The sequence below is a fragment of the Acinetobacter calcoaceticus DSM 30006 = CIP 81.8 genome (genome assembly GCF_000368965.1).
GTDB lineage: Bacteria > Pseudomonadota > Gammaproteobacteria > Pseudomonadales > Moraxellaceae > Acinetobacter > Acinetobacter calcoaceticus.
In genome coordinates this window covers 554,743-578,429 of the sequence record NZ_KB849780.1, presented here as the reverse complement: position 1 = coordinate 578,429, position 23,687 = coordinate 554,743, and the positions used below count along the sequence as shown (strand labels likewise).

Below are 23,687 nucleotides of genomic sequence, written 5' to 3'. Positions count from 1 at the left end.
TAAAAACCTCGGTCTTTTTATTCAAGCATTAGAAATGCCAGTTTCATGAGTCTGGTTAATTAAAAAATTTGATATCAGTCGGTGTTGATATTTTTGCTGCATCACCAGCAGGTTTTAAGGTGCCATTTTTTGCATCAAAGCGGAATAAACTAATGTTATTACTAAAAACGTTTGTCACATATAGGTATTTACCAGACGCATCGAAGGAGAAAGCCCGTGGTTCAATACCATTCGCTTTATAAACTGCTGGTTTACCTAGCAATCCATTCTGTTGAATTTTAAATACTAAAAGTTTGTTGTCTGCACCACGATTGGCAGCAATCACATATTTGCCATTTGGACTGAGGATAATTCCACTCGCACTCTTAAATTCAGGTGTTTTGTCCTCATGAATTAGTTTTAGCTCAGCTACTTTTTTCAAATGACCATCTTGCACGTTAAATGTCACAATTTCACTTCGCATTTCTGCGGTAATGTACGCATGTTTGCCATTTGGTGAAAAGACCATATGGCGCGGGCCAGAACCGTGCTTAAAGGTCACATCTCGACTGCTATCCGCTTCGAGTGGTTGAGGCTTATTCGGGTTATAACGAAAGGTATAGACTTTGTCATTTCCAAGATCGCTAGCATATAAATACTTGCCATCTGGGCTGAAAGTTGTCGAATGTGCATGACCACTCTCCTGACGACCTTTAACATGACCAGAACCTTCGCTAAAAACAATATTTTGAACCATTTCACCCAAATGTCCGTTTGGCAAAATTGGCAAAACAGCCACACCACCACGTCCTTTATCGAATGCTGAATAGTTCGACACAAACAGGAATTTACCATCTAAACTGATTGATGCGTGTGTTGGATGTCCACCATGGCTATCCACTGTGTTCAACACCTCCACCTTTCCGTTTTGAACCGATAATGCAGTCACTGCTCCTTCATTTTCTTCATTAGTGGTATATGCAAAACGACCATCTTTCGATTTTACAATCCAAGAAGGACTTTTCATTTTCAACACTTTAACAGGAGTTAAAGTCCCATCGCTATTGACTTTAAGCTGGTACAGACCTTCACTGGCTTGTTTTGGTTTTTGCACAAGCGGTGCCTCAGGGATAGATGTCCATGTCCCCACTAAAGCGATTTGTTGCTGTGCAGCATTTACAGTGGAGCACCATCCAAATGACAAAAGCGTCAACGACAATGTTGTTGTTAACTTGTGAATTAGCCCACGATATTTAATATTTGTATCGTTGTCCTTGCCATATTTTACTTCAACATAAGTATCTATTTTCACGTTTATTTCCTTGAAAAATTCACCTTATTTGCACTTATCAACAAGGTATTATCAATCTAATTTCATTTAATGTTTCTGAAAACTAATTTATAAAACAACAATTTTCAAGTGAATTTTCTTTAATCAGAAGTCTACTCAAGGTTTGCTTACTTTTAAGAGAATCGATGGTTTATATAGTAAATATTCAACTTTTTTTAAATCTTATGAAGGTGTTATTAAAATAAAAGCCCACCGAAGGTGAGCTCTTAATTTAGTTATTACTGATTGAAACCAATTACAGTATTACAGAGGTACTAACGTACTTTTATAATGCTTAATTTCCATCTACTAGAAACGCCAATTGTAGAAAAGATCGATCGCTCTTTCTAAAGATTGACTTGCTTCTAAATATAAACGTCGATTCATTTGATAACGTAACGTAAGCTTGTTGACTGGAGTAAACACACCGACACCATAACGAATAAATAGATCCGGTGTGATATAGCCAGTTAAACTCACCTGAGTATCATCACCTGTACCTTGAGCATCTAAAGCTAATCCACTTAGACCGAAAGTACGTCCAATCTGGTTAGTTAAAGCTCGTGTGCCACCCAAGCCCATACTGATACCCGCAGCAGCAATGGTGTTATTTACATCAGATTTAAACCCTTCCGCATTACTTAAACCACTTGAACCTTCATTAATACGCCCTGTAACAAGCGCATTCAATGCTTCTTGCTCAGATAGACCTGCATCGTTATAAACCTGAATGTTTGGAGAGGTAGCAGTACCTGTAACACGTACCCCAACCATACTACCCTGAACATTTTTATTGGCATCGATATCTAAAGTCGGGTTTGCCAATGGACCATTGAAACGTGCAATCGCTCGATTCAAATCTAGACTTTGTCCATAGGCTTCAATTTTTACTTTTTGACTGACACCAATTGCTCCGTTAGCTCTCATCGCAGTCTCATAGCCACGTTGACTTAAATTTAAACGACCAACTAACGGAATATTACTGTTAAAGCCTTGGAATATCACTTGCTTTCCAATATTAACAGCAATATCAGCTCGGATATCCCAAGGTTTAGCTGCACGTAAAATTGCAAGTGGGTCTTGGCCTTGTCGCACTATACGGACATCTGATGAGGTATTAATGACTGGAGCAGTTGTTTCTGGCATTGAAATTCGCGCACGAGGAACATCTACCGATCCTTTTAAGCTTAAACGTTTATCGAAAGGATACATATCAAGTGTAAGGTTTGGATTGGCAATTGCAGTAATTAATGGCGCCTGACGTACAAGTAAATTATCACCTTTGAGGTTTAATTGAAGACGTGGTGCATCTTTCCATTCAAAACTACCTTTTAAAAGCCCTACACCTTGACCACTGTTAAACGCTCCATCAATGGTTGCCATGTTCTGACGAATTGATGAGTAAACCTGAACATTAGTTAAATTAACTGGCAGCGAAATCATACTGATTGCACCATTTTTCAGACGCATTTCACCAGTAAACTGTGGCTGAGTTAATGTACCATTGACCTTACCTGCTAAAGCCAAGGTTCCACTTAGTGTGCGGACATCTTGAATAAATGGTTTCAAGACTTTTAATTGAACATCATTAAAAGCGACCTCACCATGCATTGGCATTGATGGCTGGAATGGATTGATAATAACGTTCGCATAACCCGTACCAATATCAGGTGTTTTAACATCAACACGGAATAACAGACCTTCTGATACACTTTTTGCAATAACACCTAACTCATCATAAGCTAAGGTTGTTGCAGGGTCTTGAGGATCTTCAGCAGCTAAACCAATTTCACCTTTGCGCGTAATTAAACGGGCATCAAGTTTTGGATTGCCTCCATTTACCCACGATGCCTTGGCATAACCATTTAATTGTCCAGTCATCGCTAAGCCTTCTGGCATAAATGCCGCGAAGTCACTTAAATCCATGTTTTGAGTTACAAACGAAATATTACCGCGTGCTTTACTCACACGTACAGGTTGGTCAAAACAGAGCTGGCTATTAGTACTTTGCCAGCAGTGTTGACCTACATATAGCTCAGACCTTGCCGAAGAAAAAATCACAGGAGCATTTTGATTTTGTGCCAAACGAATTCGTCGTGAATCAAAACTTCCTTTCTGAATTTGACCTAACCAATCATTATTTTGATTAAAGCCACCAGCCAACTGAACATAGAACTTAGAAATCCTATTATTCCCTAGCACTTTTAATAAATGTGCTTTTCTCGTTCCAGTCAAATTCACTTCGGCAGACTGAATTTCTCGATTACCACTACGTAAATTATCTAACTTAGCTGTTAATTGAGTCGGTGTCGTTTCCGATGTTGGAAGTTCACCTTGAATACTCAACCTCTTCACGCTCACTAAAGTATTAAAAGCAAAATCATCTACTGCGATATTTGCTGTTGCTTTTAACCGTGGCTGTGATTGTACATTCAGGTCACCATAAGCTCGACCACGCAACCCTGGATATAACTCGTAGAGTGCGGGGGCATTGAGCTTGATTTTTAGATTTTGTGCATTACCTGTCGCTTGTAGCTGATTCTGCCCATACACTAAAAATAAATTATTGGCTTCAAACTGCTGAGGTAAAAAGCCCTTTTGATTAGAGTCCATCAATAAAGATAAATTACCCTTACCGCGAACAGGTTTATTATTTATAAAGCCTGCAAGATTCAATTGCTGAATATTAATTCGTTTCAAATGATCTGACCAAACCCCTTGGGTTTTCAGATTCCCTGAAAGTTCACCTTTAATACTTGAGACAAAATATTGTGGTTTAAAGCGTACCAATGAACTATTAATATCCCATGCAATGCGATCTTTTAAATTTACAGAACCTGTCGCATAGATTTTCCCAGCTACACCATCATGCTGTAACTGGTTAATTCGAATAAAATCTGGCGTACCTGCTATAGAAAACTTCAATAAACCATTTGCCTGTTTTAAGGCTTTTAAAGATCCATCATAATTAACTGCAAAACCTTTAAAGCCACCACCAGCTTTCACATCATGGAATAATAATGCTGCTGTACTTTTACCACCTAAAGTTACAGTCTCTTGACCTGCTTGAGCCAGTCGACCCGTTAAATCAATTTTCTCAAATTGAATGATTTGCTGGTTTGGTTTAGCAAAACCATTCGCTTTAATCGAACCATTTAAAAGATTAACAGGTGCTGCCGCATGAATACTTTGTGGGTTAAAATCTTTTGCATTTAACAATGCGTTCCAAACCAACTGACGTTTTTCGGTAGGAAGCAACACTTTAGCCTGACCAGTTAAACTACCTTTTTCAGCAGTAAAACTAAAATTGGGAACATTTAAAACATTATCTTTAACATTCAGATTGGCTAGATATTGTCCTGCTGGCAATAAAGTTTTTTCATGCTGATATACTTTTGTAGCAACTTTAATATCTTGCTGACCATCACGTAATGTTAAATCAACCTGACCACTGTCACTGCTTAACCATCCAATATAAGGCATTGCACGGTCTATTTTCGTCCAAGCTACATTCATGAGCATCGGTTGAGGCTTATTATTTTTTTCTGGCGCCTGATTAAACTTAAGTTTCCAAGACTCGTAACGGTCAAAATCAACATTGGCAAATACTTCAGTACCTTTTTCCAAAGAGCCGGTTGAAGCAACAACAGCATCTAAACTTGGCGGTAAAAAGTCTTGAACAACCTGAGGAATTGCTTTGTCCTTAGGATTAATATGGTCTAAACGCCCTTTGATATCCCAAGTAACATGATCTTTCCAGTTCACCAAACCTTTAAGGTTAACAGCGCCTTTCATGACTTGGCCATTAAAATCAGTGATATTCAACTGATGAACTAAGTCAGTATTCATTAAAGCGTTGTATTGACCTTCAGGTAAATTCTCACCTTTTAAATCTGTATCAACTGCTAAATTAAGTTGTTTAATATCGCCTTGAAACTTAATCACACCATTTTTTGCAAATAATTTTTGTTCAACCAATAAAGGTAAGTGATAATTTTTTAGTAATAACTGACCTTGCATTGGAACTTCATCACGAACAGGATGCAATACAACCCAACCCGTTAACAAGTCGGGTGTTGTTGTTGCAACACCCGCTTTTAAAGTATCTAAACTTCCGCGAGCTGCGACTTTAATATTTTGTATATTTAAACTTTTTAAAGATGGGATTCTTAAATCTGCTGTCGCATTTAATGGATATTTACCACTGAAATCCATTTTTCCTGTGGCATTGTGGACTGAAAGATAACCCATATCCATACTGGATTTTTCAAATTCCAGTTTGGTCTCTGACCAAAGTGCATCTTGTAAATGAACGTCATGAAAACTTACATCTGAGGTCGCTAGCTTAATCTCTAAATGATCAACATCGGCTTCATCAACACGTAGAACAAATGGTAACTTAATAGGCTTAAATTCGAACGCTTTACCAGAGGGCGGAGTTTTATTAATAATATGTAAGTTACGCACATCCGCATGGCTCAAATGCACTTCTTTTTCTAATAATAAAGAACGCCATCCTAAGCTTACGTCAGCTCTATCTAATGAAACATCAACGTCCTTTAATTGCACTAAAACATTCTTAAGAATAATTCCGCGCAGTAAGTTCCCGCCTTCGTATTCATATTTAATTATTTTCTGAGCTTCTAAAACCCGATCTAATAAAAAACGACTTCCGCGATCTGTTGACATCATAATCACTAACGAAGACGCTAATAATAAAAATATGATCAATATCGTCAGCAAGAAACTACGCAAAATGCGTCGTTTCTTAGGTGAGCTAGGTGCCGAAGTGGGCTGCTGTTCTACTTCCGCCATAAAATAAACCTAATAAAATTTTATTTTTAAAGTTGTGGGCCTATAAAGAAATGTAAACGAATCGGATGGTTTTCATCTGAAATACCCGAAGCGACATCTAAACGAATTGGGCCGATTGGAGACTTCCAGCGAATTCCAACCCCAACGCTATAAGCTGCTGGATTACTAAAGTCTTTATCATAGGCATTACCAAAGTCAGAGAAAACAGCGGCTCGCCAACCGTCCTTAAACTGATAGTTATATTCTAAAGAACCTACAGCCAAAGCTTGCCCCCCAATTTTATATCCATCTTCTTCTGGAGAAAGACTTTTATAGTCAAAGCCACGAATGGTTTGATCACCACCAGTAAAGAATCTAAGATTGTAGGGAACTTTGTCAAACTCATCAGTAAAAATGTAGCTAAGGTCAGATCTTCCAACGAATTGATGATCATCATTTTCACCAAGAGAGTAAATAAATCTCCAACCCGCACTTGCAATCGCCATGTTGGCGTCAGACAGTAAACTCTCGCTACCGAATTCTACTTTATAAGTTTGTTTAAAAGCCTTTGTTGGGTTCAAACGTGTATTACTAGAAGTTTTTGATGTTTCATAACCAAATAATAATGCTTCTTGCTCCGACGCCATTCCGGTTGCTTTAAAGGCATCTGGTAACTCAGAAACGTCCACATTACCCTGCTGGGTAAGACGATCTAAACGATAACGCACACCAAAAGTATGTTGCCAGTTCCCTAAAGGACGTTTAATTACCCGCTCACCACCAACAACGGCAGACTCGGTCAACAAACTTACATCTGGGCCAATATCATCACGTGTTTCACGCTCATATCCGCCCACAATGTTAAAATAGTCATTTAACGGGTGTTTATAGGGAATACTATATCGCCCATCAATAGATTGACGAATTTGAGAAACTTCCAAATTGGCATCGAAAGAGTGACCATATTTATTCACAATAGAGCGGCGATACTGACTACGTAAACGTGCGCCTGTGTCGGTGCCGTAACCCACACCTGTTTCTAAACTATTTAGCTTATCTGCATTTAAAGTCACAATAACAGGAATTCTTTTAGTTTCACGTGCTTGAGCTTGTAGGCGATTTTGTTCAGTTTCTTTTTCATTTTGCTGAACCGGAGCACTTTGCAACATCGCTGTTTTAGCTGTAGCCTCTTGGTTATTTTGGGTTCCAGCAAACTGTTTTTCATCGACTACATTTTGTGTAACTTCTTTATTAGATGTCGCTAATTGACGTGCTTTGGCAAGTTGTCTTTCTTCAGGGGAAAGTAAATTGGACTCATCAATATCGATCTTTTGTTCATCGACTAAAGCTTGTAAATCTGGTGGTAGCTCAAGTGGTTTTTCAATTGGATCTGGTTTAATAGAGTCAACCAAAGTGTAATTAAAATAACGAGAGTTTGTTAGGTTGTTTGCTAACACATTTACCCGCCAGAATGCATAATCGTCACCCTCTTTCCAAGGTGCCATACTTTCTAAGATATTCAAATTTAATGGCAAAGGTTTCGATGGATCACTCATACGAAACTCAACCTTATCTAATTTGTAACGCTCACCTGTTTCATAACGCAAGTTAATATCAGCCTTATTTTCTGGTTGACTCACTTTCACATCATGCAAACGCCAGTAAGCATCAAAATAACCATTATTAGATGCGGCATCAACAATGCGGCCTTTAGTGGTTTCATATAAACCATGGTTAAAAATGTCACCAACATCCTGTTCAGGAACTAAACGAATAACCTGAAACTGTGGTTGCTTTTCACCCGCACCAGTAAATTCAATATTTTGCTCATTAATCCGTACAGGTTCATTCGGCGTAACATTTACACGAACCCGACTCGGACTTAATTTTTCAAATTTAAACTCGGCATTATAATAACCAACCGCTTGTGCTGCTTGATTACTTAATGTTCTAAGTTGAGGTAAAGCTGCATTGAAATCTTCAAATGACTCTTGAGTAAATGTTGATAACTTACCTTTAATGTTTTTAGCCAGCACATCTGAAGCACCACTTACTTCTGCACTAATACGCGGTACTTGTTCCATTGGAATTGCACGTGGCGGGCGCACTTTATTTAAAATACGCTTAAAGAAACCAGCTTGCTCAGGTGGTTCTTCGGCCTCTGGCGTTAACTCTGGTAAGGTTTTTCCAGTTTCATTGGCTTCGACTACAATCTTGCTATCAGATTGAATCTCTTGCATAAGCTGATCAATATTTACAGGTGCCTGTTTAATTTCCTGTATTTCAGACTGTGTTGCATCACTTACTGTTACTTCAGGTAGCTTCTGAGACCCATTTTGAAAACTCTGCGCTTCATTTTTAGCTTCTTCCGCTACCCTATAAATTTCATTTGCCATGTTTTGGTCAACAGGCATATCTGGTAAATCTTCGAGATTATCCAGTGTAATTGGCTTAAATTCGTCAATTTGATTTGGAAATTGTTCTTGTTGTTGCAATATAGCCAAGCTATCTTGTTGTTGCTGAGCTTGAGTCACAAGTGTAGCAATATCTGTAATTGGCGCAGTATTTTGCTGATCTATTGGAGCTAATTGTTCTGTTGAAGTATCAGATACAGTTGGGCTTGCAGTTGATGAACTAGCTGCAACAGAGGTTTGAGCAAAACTTGGTGTTACACAAACACTTAACAACAAGCTGCTACAAATAAGTTTAGGAATCCCCTGCATTTTTAAAATTAAATGCATAGAATGAGTGAGAGTTGACTGTTTAAACTTAATTTTAGAAGGCATAGAAAACTCTAGACTTATTTTTTAATAAAACGCACCAAGGTGAGTGTAAAACTCACTCAAAACCATTGATTTTTCATTTAATCAAGCGTTAAAAATATCATACATGGTTTTCGATGCAAATTAACACTCGGTCACATTTTTTTATAAAACACAATGAAGTTTGCACATGATGAAACAAGATGAGCACCTGATGACATCACGTCGGTTCGTACCGATGTTTTTTACCCAGTTTTTCGGGGCATTAAATGATAACGTTTTTAAGCAATCTTTATTATTAGTGATTACTTATGGCTGGATTCAGCAACAATCTGCCCCAGTAAGTACCCTTAATAACTTAGCGGCTCTCTTGTTTATTTTGCCCTATTTCTTTTTTTCGGCCACTGCTGGACAAATTGCAGATAAATATGAGCGTTCACAACTCGTCCGTGGCATTAAAATTTTAGAAATCATCATTATGCTCATCGGTACTGCGGGTTTCATGCTGGGTCACTTATGGCTGCTTCTCGTTGCTCTATTCTTGATGGGCACACATTCAACATTTTTTGGTCCGATCAAATATGCAATTTTGCCCGAGATTTTAAAACCACATGAGTTGATGTCCGGTAATGCTTTGTTTCAGTCGGGCACATCAATGGCAATTTTATTTGGGATGATTATAGGTGGTGCCGTGATTGCATCATCAGACGGAAATTTATTGTGGATTAGTCTTACTGTTGTGATTATTGCTTGCATTGGCTATTTATGTAGTCGGTTCATTTTACCTCAAAAAGTTGCTGCTCCCGACTTAAAGATTGACTGGAATTTCATTCGTACGAGTTTTCAAACGATTAAATATGCCAAAAGCTTACCTTTAGTGTTCACTATTTTGTTAGGTAACTCATGGTACTGGTTTTATGGCGCTACTTATTTAACTCAAATTCCACAGCTCACCCAACAAAATATCCATGCTTCAGAAAATGTGGTTAGCCTTTTGCTTACTTTCTTCTCAGTCGGTATTGGTGTCGGTTCTCTTCTTTGCCGTAAAATCGGTGGTTCAGAAATTAATATTAAAATGGTGCCGATTGGTGCTATTGGCCTTACTGTTTTTGCGCTCTACCTTGCTGCCAGTTTAGCTTTTGTACCCGAAAGAACTGGTGCATTACTTACGTTAAAAGATATATTTACTCAAGGCTGGGTTTACTATCATGTAATGTTAGCAGTGACTTTATTGGGGATTAGTGGCGGTTTTTATATTGTTCCCCTTTATGCCATGATGCAGGCTTATTCACCACGTTCACATCGTGCCCGTGTTGTTGCGGCTAATAACATTTTAAATGCCGTTTTTATGGTTTCTTCTGCAATTTTTTCAATCTTAATCTTAAGTGTTTTAAAAATTGATATTAAAATACTTTTTATTATTACAGCTGTACTTAGTGCAATCTTTAGTATTTGGCTTCTAGCACGACTAAAACCAATGCTTGCCACAGCACATCTTTCTTTGGAGGACTAATTTATGCGCCACTATACTGGAATTGATCAACTTATTAACTCTTTTGATCAAGCATTACGTAGTCTTGTGCCGGGTGCAACAGCAGCACAGCGCCAAAATCCAGCTGAAACAGTTGAAGCAAAACTAGGTGTAGAAGATGCTCGCCATGTCGCAGGTTTAATGCGAGTCAACCATAGTGGTGAAGTTTGTGCACAAGCCCTTTATCATGGACAAGCATTAACGGCGAAGCTACCCAATGTACGTCAAGAAATGCAACAAGCAGCGATTGAAGAACAAGATCATTTAGCTTGGTGTGAAGTTCGCTTAAAAGAGTTAAATAGTCATACCAGTTTATTAAACCCAATATGGTATGGGCTTTCATATGGCATGGGTGCTCTTGCGGGTATTGCAGGTGATAAATATAGTTTAGGTTTTGTTGCCGAAACAGAACGTCAAGTCAGCCTTCATTTACAAGACCATTTAAAACAGCTACCAGCTCAAGATGATCGCTCTCGTAAAATTTTAGAGCAAATGAATGAAGATGAGTTACATCACCGTCATACTGCACTTGAAGCAGGTGGTGTTGAATTACCGTATGCGGTAAAAATCACCATGACAGCCATTTCAAAGTTAATGACAAAAACCAGTTATTATCTTTAAAAAAACAAAGGATTGATCTCAATCAGATCAATCCTTTTCAAATATTATTTTAAGCCATGATCATATTTGAAACGTTCGATATCGCGAATTGAGTTCCAATAGTTTTTATTAATACGGTCACGATCAATTTGTAATTCTTTTAAAAGCTTACGATAACGTTCACGCTCTTCTTGCTTTAATTTTTCGTTGTAAGCATTATCAGAATATTGTTTAAACTTTTCGTCATAACGGTCATATTCATTTTTTGCATTATAGTAATCGGAAGCTGCCTGATAATAAGGTCTTAAACGATTACGCTGCTCAACTGGGCACACATTGATATTGCCACTACCCTCTAAAGCATTATAAAAAATATTTGTTGGCTGGCAATAATACCCCAGACCTTCTTTATACCCACGTTCATATGACTTTTGATCTGGAACAATATTGGCTTTTCCACATGCTTTGTAATATTGATCTAAACGTGGCGACGAACCTTTTGAACCATCTTTCTCACCCACTAATGACCAATTCGCAGTCTTACATTCTTCTACGCTCATTGCAGCACAACCTGAAAGGCTGATTGCTAGAATGGCTAAACCGATATTTTTCATATTAAGAGAACTCAAAAAATAAATTTAAAAAACGCAAAAATAAAATTCCAGTAAATACCCTAAAAGGTCTTGCTCTATTCAAAACTTCAAAAATAAGTGACTCACTGAATAAGCCTTTAAGTTTAAATCAGTTTGACCATCTCGCCAAATTGAAAGGTCATAATTACTAATATTGTTTAATTTAAAAATAAAATTCTAAGAAATTTGCTAACTCTTAGACTGCCCTTATACGCTAATTTTACTTAAATTTTTAATTATAAAAATTAGACTCAAGCAATTGATTATTCATACAAAAAATCTAAATATTCTAAAAATCATTCTTTAATCATTTTACTCTTTTTTTATGCTATTAACCTCACAGCTTGCGGTAGGATTTTAGCTAAATAACCACCAAGGTTTTTATAATGAGTACGCATATTTATCCAAACTTAAACTTACAAGACTCTCACCTTAAGGCTTTTAAAATATCAGACGATTTTACTCCACCAACACAAGCCGATACTTTCCAACCCGATTTATTTTTGAAAGAAGTCGATGAATACTTAAATTTATATCCAAGTACCCTGCACATTGATATTTGTCTGCACGACTTAAACGGACATATTCGTGGCAAACGGATTGATGTTAAAAGTTTAAAGAATCTCTCTAATGGATGCTATTTTCCACTTTCTGTTTATGCAATGAGTCTTGATGGAAAAGTGATTGAAGAGACAGGTTTAGGAAAATATATTGGTGAACCAGACAGACTTTGCCTGCCCATTTTAGGCAGCTTGAAACCAAGTGCCTTATCCCCTGAAATGAATGCTCAGCTTTACCTATCCATGCAAGAAGAACATGGCTCAGACTGTCGATATGAACCACGCAATATATTAAAAAAATTATTAAATGAGTTACATACTCACAATTATTTCCCTGTTATGGCTGCTGAACTGGAATTTTATCTTTTCTCCCCTAACCATCACACTGAAACATGTTTGGAAAACCAATGTTTTGACATAGATGCACCAAATAACTACCAGCAAGTTTTAGAAGAAGTTGAAAAAGCCGCCCTACTACAATCTATTGAAATTACCGCTATTGTTGCAGAGTCATCACCTGGACAATACGAACTAAACCTTCAACACACTCATGATATTTTAAAGCTGTGTGATCAAATTAATGCTTTAAAAAGAATTGTAAAACAAGTCGCAAGAAAACATGACTTAATTGCCTGTTTCATGGCGAAACCGAACTTGGCAAAGGCTGGCAGTGGCATGCATTTTCATATGAGCTTGCTCAATCAGTACCATGAAAATGTATTTAGTTCAGAAGTAGCAAAAGATGAACCTTCGGCCAAATTACTCAGTGCGATTAGTGGCCTAATTGAATTAATGCCTGCATCCATGGCTATTTTAGCACCCAATATTAATTCTTATAGACGTTTTAAAATTGGGCACCATGTGCCATTAGAAGCAAATTGGGGTACCAATAATCGTAATGTCGCAATTCGAATTCCATGCTCAGATTTAAAAAATCAACGCTTAGAATATCGGGTTGCTGGAGCCGACTGTAACCCCTATTTGGTTACAGCTACGATTTTAGCCGGTGTGTCTTACGGCTTGTCTCATAAGTTACCACTACCAAAACCTGCACATCTTTTAAAATTTCCTGATGAGCACATTCTATTAGCCAACAATCAGCCAGAAGCATTAAAAATATTTAAAGGGAGTCTTATTTTAAAAGGATATTTGGGAACTGACTTTGTAGAGCATTGGTACACAGTTAAACAGGCTGAATATCAAAATATTTATAGTCAAATGACCGAAGCAGAACAACATTGGGATATATAACTAAAAAAATGCTATGACATAAAAATAAAGAAACACTGTATTTAGCGAACCCTTAGGGAGAAATTCCCTAAGGTTTTTTTTATCTTTAATTAATATAAACCTAATGATTATTTTGTTTAGCTAAAAAACGCAATCCAACACCAGGTTCAGTTGCAATATAGCGTGGCTGAATTGCATTATCTCCAAGTTTACCGCGCAACTTGCCCACTAAAATACGTAAATAATGAGTATCTTCCTGATGGGTTGGCCCCCATAGTTCTTTTAACAGTTGAGGTTGTGTTAAAAGCTGCCCTTGATAGCGCATTAACAGCGTCAACAGTTGAAACTCTTTTCGAGTTAAAGTAATTGGCTGTTGCTCGATCCACACTAAACGCTGCATGACATCAACTTTAAGGTAGCCGTCATCATAAACATGAGCTTCTTGCTGAATGGGTTGGTTTCTTAAAATGACCCGTATGCGCGCTAATAACTCTTGTACGCTAAAAGGCTTGGTCATGTAGTCATTTGCACCTGCATCTAGCAAGGCAACTTTTTCATATTCATCTGCACGTACAGATAAAACAATCACAGGAACATTCGACCAACTACGTAACTCTTGAAGTACTTCTTTACCGTCTAAATCTGGTAAACCCAAATCTAAAATAACTAAATCAGCACCTTGTGTTGCCAAAGCCTCTAGGCCTTTGTAACCAGTCTCACAAAGTGTGGTTTTGTATTTTTGTGTTCTTAAGGCAATGTCTAAAAATTTACGAATTTGCGGCTCATCATCAATAATCACAATACGTGTTTCTACAGGCGATGTTTCTGAACTTATCATGACTTTACAACTTATTCTTTTACTGGATGAATGGGTAGTTTGATTTGAATTAAAGTACCTTTATTTTGGCGACCTGAAAATGCTTCTATTGTACCCATATGAGCACCAATAATCGCTTTCACAATTGTCAGTCCTAAACCTGTACCGAATTTTCCGCGGTCTCCACGTTCCATAGTATAAAACATATCAAAAATGCGGTTTCTTTCTTCTTCAGGAATGCCTGTTCCCCTATCTTCAATTTCTATTTTCACTTCATCTTCAAACAAAAGAGAAGCCCGAATCATGACTGGTTCATCTGGAGGTGAAAAGTTTGCAGCATTTTCTAAAACATTAAAAATAGCTTGCTCTACTAGTGCTGGGTGAACATATAAACTAATGGTTTGTTCAGGTAATTCGACCAACACTTGAGTATCTGGTTTATAACGCTTCAAACGGCGGGTTGCAGAACCAATTAATTCATCTACACCAATCCAGTCTCTTTTTAAAGATAAGCCTTCATGTCCCAAACGTGTCATATCAAGCAAATTCTGAATATAACGATCTAAGCGCTCACCTTCTAAATGAATGGTTTCGAGTAAATCTTGCTGGTCTTGCTCTGACATCTCAGCTTTAAAATGGGCCAGCGTATCAGCTGCTCCAATAATAGAAGCAAGTGGTGAGCGTAAATCATGCGATACTGAAGATAATAAAGCAGAACGTAACCGCTCTGTTTCACTCGTTACTTTTGCTTGTTCAAGTTCATTAACCAGTTGGGTCCGGAGTGCTGCCTGCGCAATATATTCAATTACGCTTTCAGTCAGTTTTTTTTGCTCAAAATTTAAAGAAACAACTTCATCTTTAAAGTAAATTCCCACAATACCTAGGCTATTTTTTTGTTCTAAAAGTGGTAAAAACCACCAGTTTGACTGACTAAGCGTATCGGTAAAACGCCCACATGGTTGTTGATGCTTTAAACACCAATCTGCTGCCACTTTTTCTTTGTCGCTTAGCTCTATGTCAGATGAAATCACTCTATCTTGAATAGAAATCCATACTTTAGTTTGAAGTTGTGTTTCTAAGGTCATACGTCCTGTTTGCATGACTTCTTCAAGGTTCACTGCACGAGAAAGTTTACGCGCCAAATCTTGCATCACCGTAGTGTAGGCATTGGCAGCTTTTAAAGACAAAACCTGCTGACGTAATTGAGAAGCCAAGCGTCCAGCGATTAAAGCTGCTGCAAAAAAAGCAACAACGGTAACCACACCTTGATGTGCTGAAATCTGAAAAGTAAAACGCGGTGCAATAAAGAAAAAATTATAAGCCAAGAAACAGATGAGAGCTGCAACGACCGCAGCGAGCATTCTGGTTTTAGTGGCAACAATTAAAACTGAAATAATGAAAATGACAGAAAAGTCTTCAATCCCTAATAAAACTTCAGCAAAGTGCGCTATAAAAATACTGGCACATGTAACCGCTAAAACAAAAATACTTTCTTTTAGTGATAAAAATGATGGCTTTTCAATCTGATTGATCTTTTTGGTGCCCTGTTCTGGGTGCAAAATGGTTAAAGCAATTGAGTTTTCTTGATTCAATAATTGTTGAGCTAAATTTTTCTTAAATAACTTTAACCACCATGGCGAAATACTTTTGCCAATAACCAGATTTGAAATTCCCCTATCCACAGCAGCATCCATTAAAACAGATGCAACCTGATGACCATATATTACTTCTGTTCGACCACCAAGTTGTCGAGCCAGTTCAAATGCACGGTCGATCTCGATATATTCTTTTTTATATAAACTTTCTGAACTCTGCCCAAAGTCCAAACTTTTAGCAACATTCACTACTGTCCACGCAGCTCCATAACGTTCTGCTAAACGACAACCTGCCCGTACTAAATATTCAGAAGAACCTTGCCCATCTATCGCAATCATTAATTCATTTTGCAACGATATAGATTTCAAACCTTTAGAGGCATAACTTTCTTTTAAATCTGAATCGACATGTTCCGCAACGCATTGCATTGCTAGTTCACGTAGTGCAGTTAAATTTGAAATGCTAAAAAAGCCTTGTAATGCCAGATTTGCTTGATCGGGCACATACACTTTTCCTTGATGGAGTCTTTCAATGAGCTCACTGACTGGCAAATCAATTAAACGAATGTCTCGAATACGATCAAACACTCTATCTGGTACAGTTTCACTTACCCTAATGCCAGTAATCTGGTACACCACATCATTTAGGCTTTCTAAATGCTGAATATTCATGGTGGTGAATACGTCAATACCTGCATCTAGCAATTCATTGACATCTTGCCAACGTCGTTCATGACGACTATTTGGTACATTTCGATGAGCCAACTCATCAACCAAAATGATTTCGGGATGCCTAAGTAAAATAGCATCCAAGTCCATTTCTTCTAAACTATGCCCCTGATATTGCATTTCCTTTCTAGCAATCTGAGGTAAGCCTTCCAAAATTTTTAGAGTTTCTATTCTCCCATGGGTTTCAACAATGCCAACAACAACGTCTGTACCTTGTTGAAACAACTCTTTGGCGCGAGCAAGCATGGCATAGGTTTTTCCAACACCAGGCGCCGCACCGAGAAAGACCGTTAGTCGACCGGCTTGATATCTGTTGACATGATTTAATAAGGCCTCAGCCTGATTTTCGCGATTGCTTTGCACTTGATATCATCCGGTAAACTAACAACTTTATTTTTAAGTTAATGTGTAGATTGTAATTGATCTAAAGCGATATTGAGCTCTAATACATTAACACGAGCTTGCCCCAATACACCAAATTGCATCGGTTCAATATGCTTTTGCAAAAGCTCTTCCACAACTTTAAGATCTAAATGGCGCGCTTGAGCCACTCGGGCAACTTGTAGCTGAGCAGCTTCGGGACTAATATGTGGATCGATACCACTGCCAGATTTAGTCACCAAATCACTTGGAATAGGTGTATTGCCTGTATGATCTTGTTTTTTCACCGCAAGTATCTGAGCGTCGATTTGCTTTTGTAACTCAGGATTAGTACGAGCTAAGTTTGTACCCGCCATTGCCATGGGGTCATAATTTGCTGCCGAAGGACGTGGATGAAAATATTCATTCCCGACAAATGGCTGAGCCACTAAAGTTGACCCAACAACTTTCTGATCTATTTCGATCAAACTACCATTCGCTTGATTGTTGAATAAAATCTGTCCGGCACCAGTAGCGATAGCACTGTAAACAGCACCGCACCCCATTAGAGTAAAAATTAATAATCCTAACGATGCTCTTAAGGTCTGCCCCAAATTTACTTCTGAATTTTGTACATAAGTTTTCATTTCAAACTCCAGATTACAAACCAAATAATTGAACAATCACCACATCGATCGCTTTAATGGCAATAAATGGTAGAACCACACCACCCACACCATAAATCAACATATTTCGACGTAATAATTAAGTTGCAGTTGAAGGTTTAAATTTCACGCCTCGAAGAGCAATTGGAATTAATAGCGGGATAATAATCGCGTTAAAGATTAATGCCGATAAAATCGCACTGCTTGGGCTCGCCAGATGCATAACATTTAAAACCTGCATTTGCGGAATCGCTGCAGCGAATAATGCAGGCAAAATTGCAAAGTATTTCGACACATCATTTGCTAAAGAAAATGTTGTTAAAGCACCACGAGTAATCAACTGTTGTTTACCAATTTCAACCACAGCCAGTAGTTTGGTCGGGTCTGAGTCTAAGTCGACCATATTGCCGGCTTCTTTCGCAGCTTGCGTACCAGAATTCATGGCTAAGCCAATATCTGCCTGAGCTAATGCAGGTGCATCGTTGGTTCCATCACCAACCATCGCAACCAAACGACCTTGTTGTTGTTCGTTACGAATACAAGCCAATTTGTCCTCTGGTTTTGCTTCGGCAATATAGTCATCTACGCCAGCTTCAGCAGCAATCGCAGCAGCAGTTAACGGGTTATCACCCGTCACCATTACGGTTTTAATGCCCATTTCTCTTAAACGAGCAAAACGTTCTTTAATACCATGTTTAATCACATCTGAGAGTTCAATCACGCCCAATACATGATGTTGATTTGCTACGACTAATGGTGTTGCACCTTTTTTTGCAACTTGTTCAACACGCGCTTTTAACTCTAAATCTTGAGAATAATCTTCATCGACAAATTTCAAAATAGCATCTAACGCACCTTTACGAATTTGATCACCATTAGGGAAATTCACACCAGAAATTCGGGTTGATGCACTAAAAGAGATAAATTCAGCCTGCTCAGGTTCTTGCTGTTTTAGCCCTTGCTCTTTTGCTAATTTAACAATCGATTTTCCTTCTGGTGTTGGGTCTGCAAGCGAACTTACCCAAGCAGCCACTCGTAACTCAGACTCAGTTACCGAAGTTAAAGGATAAAAAGAAGTCGCTTGGCGGTCACCATAAGTAATAGTTCCTGTTTTATCGAGTAAAAGCACATCAATGTCACCAGCAACTTCTACGGCTTTACCTGATTTAGCCAAGACATTCGCTTTGAGTGCACGGTTCATACCCGCAATCCCAATCGCAGGCAATAAGCCCCCAATAGTTGTTGGAATTAAGCAGACCAATAGCGCCACAAGCACCACCGGATCAAGTTCAACATGCAAATAATTGGCAATAAACGGCAAGCTAATCACGACAATTAAAAACGTGATTGTCATCACCATTAACAAAAAGCCAAGTGCAATCTCATTCGGTGTTTTTTGACGATTTGAACCTTCAACCAAAGCAATCATACGGTCCAAGAAACTTTGGCCAGATTCCGCAGTAACCTGAACGATAATACGATCTGTAAGTACTTTGGTCCCGCCAATAACACCTGAACGGTCAGTTCCAGCTTCACGTAAAACAGGCGCAGACTCACCTGTAACAGCTGATTCATTAATAGTGGCAAAACCTTCTACAATTTCACCATCGGCTGGAACAAGCTCACCTGCATGAACTTCAATAAAATCATTTAAATGAAGTTCAGTTGCTGCAACTTGAGTCGCTTGACGGTCGGTCAAAGAATTGAGTCTTCGAGCGGTTAAATTTTCTCTTGCTGCACGTAATGAAGATGCCTGACCACGACCTCTAGCCTCTGCAACAGCTTCGGCATAGTTGGCAAATAAAATGGTAATGAACAGGATAGCTGTTACTGCCAAACCAAATAACAGTGTGGTGTAACCCAAAATGGTACTGATTCCAGTAACCACTGTCCCAAGCCATACAATTGCCATCACAGGATTTTTAATTGCATGTTGTGGTAGCAATTTCACAAATGCATTTTTCCAAACTTCAAAATTTGGTACTGCCATGGTTTTTTTACGGCTATTTACATGAGTTTGTGTATTCATTTTCACTCGCCTCCTTAGCCTTTAACCAACAAAAGTTGATCGGCAATTGGCCCAAGGACAAGAACTGGCATAAATTGTAATAAGGTAAGCAACACCACAATCGTGATCAGCGTTAAGGCAAAAGTTGGAGTTTCAACTTGGAGGCTTCCTGCTGTTTCAGGCGCTTTCCTTTTTGCAGCTAATCGCGTAGCAATCATTAATGGTAAAATTAATGTCGGGAAACGTCCTAAAAGAAGAGCGATACTACAAGTGACGTTCCACCATACGGTGTTATCTCCAAGGCCTTCAAAACCTGAACCATTGTTGGCAAAGGCAGAAACATATTCATAGAACACTTGGCTAATACCATGCGGTCCTGAATTGCTGATGCCTGATAGACTCGGAATGCTGAGGGTTAATGCAGTAAAGGCAAGAATAACCAGAGGTTGAATCAAGACAATAATCGCGAGTAACTTAATTTCTGCGGCTTCAATCTTGCGTCCAAACAACTCAGGAGTACGACCTGTCATTAAACCGGCAATAAATACTGCAAGTAATAGATAAATCATAAACTGTTGCAGACCACAGCCTACGCCGCCCCAAATGGCATTAATCAACATGTTAATGAGTTCGACCAGACCAGTAAGCGGCGCAGAAGAATCATGCATCATATTGACCGAACCATTATTTACTTGAGTTGTGACAGCTGCCCAAACCGCTGATGCTGCTGGTCCAAAACGTTGCTCTTTACCTTCCATTACGGCAAGTTGAGATGCTGTAGATGACATACTCTCAGACCAGACAGCAGCTGCGCCAGAAATAACCGACATAAAAAGCATGCTACCAAAGACAAAGTAAGCAAACTTTTTACGCTGAGTGAAATGCCCGACCATAAAAATGACTGTGATTGGAATGAGTAAAATCGCAATCATTTCTAGCAAATTAGAAAGTGGTGTTGGATTTTCTAAAGGCACAGAACTATTTGGACCGTACCATCCACCACCGTTACTACCCAATTGCTTAATAGCCACCATCGGTGCAACTGGTCCCAAAGGAATTTTTTGAGTTTCTACAGTGTTGGCTTTATCAATAAGCTGTACTTCCGGCCCGCCTTGGAAAGTTGCTGGGACACCTTGGCTATTGAGCAATAATGACCAGACAAAACAGAGTGGAAGCAAAAAGCGTACTGTAGGGCGAATCACATCAGCCCAATAGTTACCAATTAAAATTTGATCTGGTTGCTCGGCAACATCGGCTGCAATATGGCTTGGACGCTGATAAAAGAACGCTCTTAAAGTCGCGACAACCAAAGCCAATCCCATCATTGGAGTAATGACTTGCAGGCCCACAATACCTGTCATTTGCGACAAATAAGATAACTGAGCCTGACCAGAATAATGCTGTTGGTTGGTGTTTGTTAAAAATGAAATAACGGTGTGTAACGCTAAATCCCAACTCATATTTGGTGCATTGTTAGGATTTAATGGTAGCCATGCTTGCGTCATAAAAATAGCAATAATAGCCACTGCAATAAAAATACAGCTAACAACAAATGCTAGAGAATATTGTTTCCAGTTCATTTGTTGTTGTGGAGATACACCTAACAAGCGATAAATAGGATTTTCAATCCAACGAAATAATCCATCACCCCACATCGGCTGATTTGTCATCACTTTGGATAGATATTTACTGAGACACCATGCTAGAAAAATAGCAATAAATAAAACAAGTATAAGTTCTAACATGACTACTCTCCTCTAAGTCCCATGGCTTGATTTGCCAAACTGGAAATAAGGAGGAATAAAGAAATATCATTTTTTTTAAGTCCGCATAAGACAATGCCAGACTGATGCAAGATGCGCATTTGAGAATTTATAAGCATCTTTATTGTCCTGAAATAACACTAATTTAGTGAATTTCAGTATCGGTAAAATGCTCGTAAATTCTCTATTGAGGAACTCAAAGCCCGCGTAAAATTTGCGTAAAATATAGAGTAAAAGACATTAAACTTTAAAATTGACTACCGGATAAAGTACAGCTTCAGACTTTAGGGTTTCACAATTCCATAATTCATATAAAGGAATTTTTACGTCTAGTGCCAAAGGTAATTTTTTAGAATTAAATTGCATATGGTCCAGATCAGTTCCCCATGCAATCAAATCTACATCGAGTGAAATATGATGTGATGGACGAATACGCCCTGTGTCTGATTCAAGTTTCTTTAAGAAAGCTTCTATTTGTGAAGGATTTAAAGAACTTTTTAATAGACATGCTGAATTCCAGTAATCATCTCCAATGCCATCTCGGCATGGAATCTGATAAACCGATGAAAACTGCACTTTCCCCAATGTTGCCAATTGCGTATAAGCAAAAGTAAAGTGTTGTTCTGCGTCTAAATTACTCGCTAGAGCGAGCGCAAAAATTATTTCTGGTGCGTTCAAGACGAATTCCTACAGCATTAGCTTCTGCAATGATGGCGGGCTTACGGATGGTAATGGTAATTTTTTCAATCGTTGGGAAAGTTTCGAACAAACATTCCAAAACGAGATGTGCTGCATGTTCGATTAATTCAGGCTTGGCTTGTTGAATAGTTTGAGCCGATAACTCACAAATCTGTGCATAATTGAGTGTCTCTTCAAGTTTGTCAGACTGTGCAGCTCGACTCAAATCATTATGGATGGTTAAATCCAACATTAAAGGTTGAATGATTTGTCTTTCCCAGTTGAAACAACCAATGACTGTTTCAACCTTCAAGCCTTCAATAATAATGGCATCCATAAATTTAAACTGACCTTAGTGCTTTAACAACGAAGCAGGTTCCATATTTTGAACCATTTTCAAACGCTGGTCTGCATAAATATCGGTATATGGTGCGAGTACGCGCATAAAACGATCGAAATAAAGCATTTGCTTAAATAATAAAGCAAAATCTCGAGGGAATTTAATACCGTGGCGCTCACCAACACCCACCATATCCATCATAATGTCGTTTAAATCGGCAGGATTGGTAGACAGAATTTGCTGTGGATCTGCCATTAATACACCATTAAATAAACGCTCCAAATCTTGTGCCAATACATCCACATCAACTTTGTTATGCGTCATGCCCATTTTCAGCATGTTTTCAGCCATTGCCTGATAATCAGTTTTTTGCAATGCATCCATAAAGGCCATACACGCTGTCCAGACTTCTGGCTTTAACTGCCCCACAATACCAAAATCAATAAAACCAATTCGGCCATCTTCGAGCAGCATTAGATTTCCAGCATGTAAGTCTGCATGGAAACTCTTACATAGCATAAGGCTACCGAACCATGTATTCATTGCAGTAATCAGCACTTGTGATGGATCTTTGGCGTATTGTTTCACCACACTAAAATCTGTCAAAGACACACCATATAGACGTTGCATGGTCAAAACACGGCGTGTAGAAAATTGGTGATAAACCTTAGGTGCAGTAGCAGCATGGTTCTGAGAAACATTCAAATATTCAATAAAGTCATCTAGATTTTGTGCTTCTTCAATAAAATCAACTTCACGCACCATACGACTTTTGATTTCATCGACAATTTCAGAAAGTGCAGCAAATTTGATTTTAGGTACTGCACGCTCAAGCAATTTAGCAGCCCAATGCACCACACTTAAGTCAGTATATAAAATTGTTTCTACACCCGGCTTTTGTACTTTAATAACGACATCTTCGCCTGTAGTCAGTTTAGCTGCATGAACCTGAGCAATTGAAGCAGAAGCTAATGGTTTTTCATCAATATAGCTAAAAATCTGACTTAAATCGCGCCCTTCAAACTCAGAGTCAAGTACACCTTGAATATAACTAAATGGCAGTGTTGGTGTCTGGTCTAAACAACCTTGAAATTCTTCTACATATTCACGAGGGAAAAGCGATGGAGTGCTCGCAATAAACTGACCAAGTTTGATGTAAGTCGAGCCAAGAGATTCAAAGGTTTCCCGCATGAGTTTGGCATTACTTGGTTTTTCAGTTGCGTATTTAATCCCAGCTTTGGCGGCAACCACTGCTGTTTCACCAATACGGGCGACAGAACGTAGCCCATCAAACAAAATATTTTTTTTCATATT

General features: G+C 38.5%; 13 protein-coding genes and 2 pseudogenes. 3 read left to right on the top strand and 12 right to left on the bottom strand.

Translation table 11 applies throughout. The annotated features are described in order from the left end of the window. Window positions 1–55 precede the first annotated feature (55 nt). From F936_RS07630 to F936_RS07620, 3 genes and pseudogenes are all read right to left on the bottom strand, one after another. The gene (locus F936_RS07630; protein ID WP_005046377.1) at window positions 56–1,291 is read right to left on the bottom strand and encodes a lactonase family protein; all 1,236 of its coding nucleotides are present in this window, start codon (window positions 1,289–1,291) and stop codon (window positions 56–58) included. 327 nt (window positions 1,292–1,618) lie between these two features. Continuing rightward, on the bottom strand, window positions 1,619–6,124 hold the full coding sequence (locus tag F936_RS07625) for a translocation/assembly module TamB domain-containing protein (protein ID WP_005046376.1): 4,506 nt from the start codon (window positions 6,122–6,124) through the stop codon (window positions 1,619–1,621). Between the two features lie 26 nt (window positions 6,125–6,150). Further along, window positions 6,151–8,664: pseudogene (locus F936_RS07620) on the bottom strand (autotransporter assembly complex protein TamA); the annotation flags it as partial. A gap of 391 nt (window positions 8,665–9,055) precedes the next feature. On the opposite strand from F936_RS07620, the gene F936_RS07615 reads away from it, so the two are divergent. Beyond that, on the top strand, window positions 9,056–10,378 hold the full coding sequence (locus tag F936_RS07615; RefSeq protein ID WP_016802282.1) for an MFS transporter: 1,323 nt from the start codon (window positions 9,056–9,058) through the stop codon (window positions 10,376–10,378). Window positions 10,379–10,381: 3 nt separating this feature from the next. After that, window positions 10,382–11,017: a 2-polyprenyl-3-methyl-6-methoxy-1,4-benzoquinone monooxygenase gene (gene coq7 / locus F936_RS07610; protein WP_005046369.1), complete on the top strand. Its 636-nt coding sequence runs from the start codon at window positions 10,382–10,384 to the stop codon at window positions 11,015–11,017. Window positions 11,018–11,061: 44 nt separating this feature from the next. Here coq7 and F936_RS07605 read toward each other — a convergent pair whose 3' ends face one another. Then, window positions 11,062–11,610, bottom strand: a complete 549-nt coding sequence (locus tag F936_RS07605; protein ID WP_005046367.1) for a DUF2799 domain-containing protein — start codon at window positions 11,608–11,610, stop codon at window positions 11,062–11,064. Between the two features lie 404 nt (window positions 11,611–12,014). On the opposite strand from F936_RS07605, the gene F936_RS07600 reads away from it, so the two are divergent. Further along, complete coding sequence (locus tag F936_RS07600) at window positions 12,015–13,439, top strand: glutamine synthetase family protein (protein WP_005046363.1); 1,425 nt, start codon at window positions 12,015–12,017, stop codon at window positions 13,437–13,439. A gap of 100 nt (window positions 13,440–13,539) precedes the next feature. Here F936_RS07600 and F936_RS07595 read toward each other — a convergent pair whose 3' ends face one another. The 8 genes and pseudogenes from F936_RS07595 to F936_RS07560 all read right to left on the bottom strand — a co-directional run bounded on the left by F936_RS07595 (window position 13,540) and on the right by F936_RS07560 (window position 23,684). Continuing rightward, the gene (locus tag F936_RS07595) at window positions 13,540–14,256 is read right to left on the bottom strand and encodes a response regulator (RefSeq protein ID WP_005046359.1); all 717 of its coding nucleotides are present in this window, start codon (window positions 14,254–14,256) and stop codon (window positions 13,540–13,542) included. Between the two features lie 11 nt (window positions 14,257–14,267). Continuing rightward, a complete protein-coding gene (locus tag F936_RS07590) occupies window positions 14,268–16,922 on the bottom strand; it encodes a sensor histidine kinase (RefSeq protein ID WP_005046356.1) in 2,655 nt (884 codons plus the stop codon). Between the two features lie 38 nt (window positions 16,923–16,960). Continuing rightward, complete coding sequence (gene kdpC, locus F936_RS07585) at window positions 16,961–17,566, bottom strand: potassium-transporting ATPase subunit KdpC (RefSeq protein WP_005046354.1); 606 nt, start codon at window positions 17,564–17,566, stop codon at window positions 16,961–16,963. A gap of 13 nt (window positions 17,567–17,579) precedes the next feature. Continuing rightward, window positions 17,580–19,619, bottom strand: a pseudogene (gene kdpB / locus F936_RS07580) (potassium-transporting ATPase subunit KdpB). Window positions 19,620–19,627: 8 nt separating this feature from the next. Continuing rightward, a complete protein-coding gene (gene kdpA / locus F936_RS07575) occupies window positions 19,628–21,337 on the bottom strand; it encodes a potassium-transporting ATPase subunit KdpA (protein ID WP_005046348.1) in 1,710 nt (569 codons plus the stop codon). A 258-nt stretch (window positions 21,338–21,595) separates the two neighbouring features. After that, window positions 21,596–22,033, bottom strand: coding sequence for a 2-amino-4-hydroxy-6-hydroxymethyldihydropteridine diphosphokinase (locus F936_RS07570; protein ID WP_005046344.1), 438 nt, complete (start codon window positions 22,031–22,033; stop codon window positions 21,596–21,598). Next, window positions 21,990–22,370 carry a dihydroneopterin aldolase gene (gene folB / locus F936_RS07565; RefSeq protein ID WP_005046342.1) on the bottom strand — a complete coding sequence of 127 codons (381 nt, stop codon included), beginning with the start codon at window positions 22,368–22,370 and terminating at the stop codon, window positions 21,990–21,992. The genes F936_RS07570 and folB overlap by 44 nt, the downstream gene beginning before the upstream one ends. 15 nt (window positions 22,371–22,385) lie before the next feature. Further along, on the bottom strand, window positions 22,386–23,684 hold the full coding sequence (locus F936_RS07560; RefSeq protein ID WP_005046340.1) for an ABC1 kinase family protein: 1,299 nt from the start codon (window positions 23,682–23,684) through the stop codon (window positions 22,386–22,388). Between the last annotated feature and the right edge of the window lie 3 nt (window positions 23,685–23,687).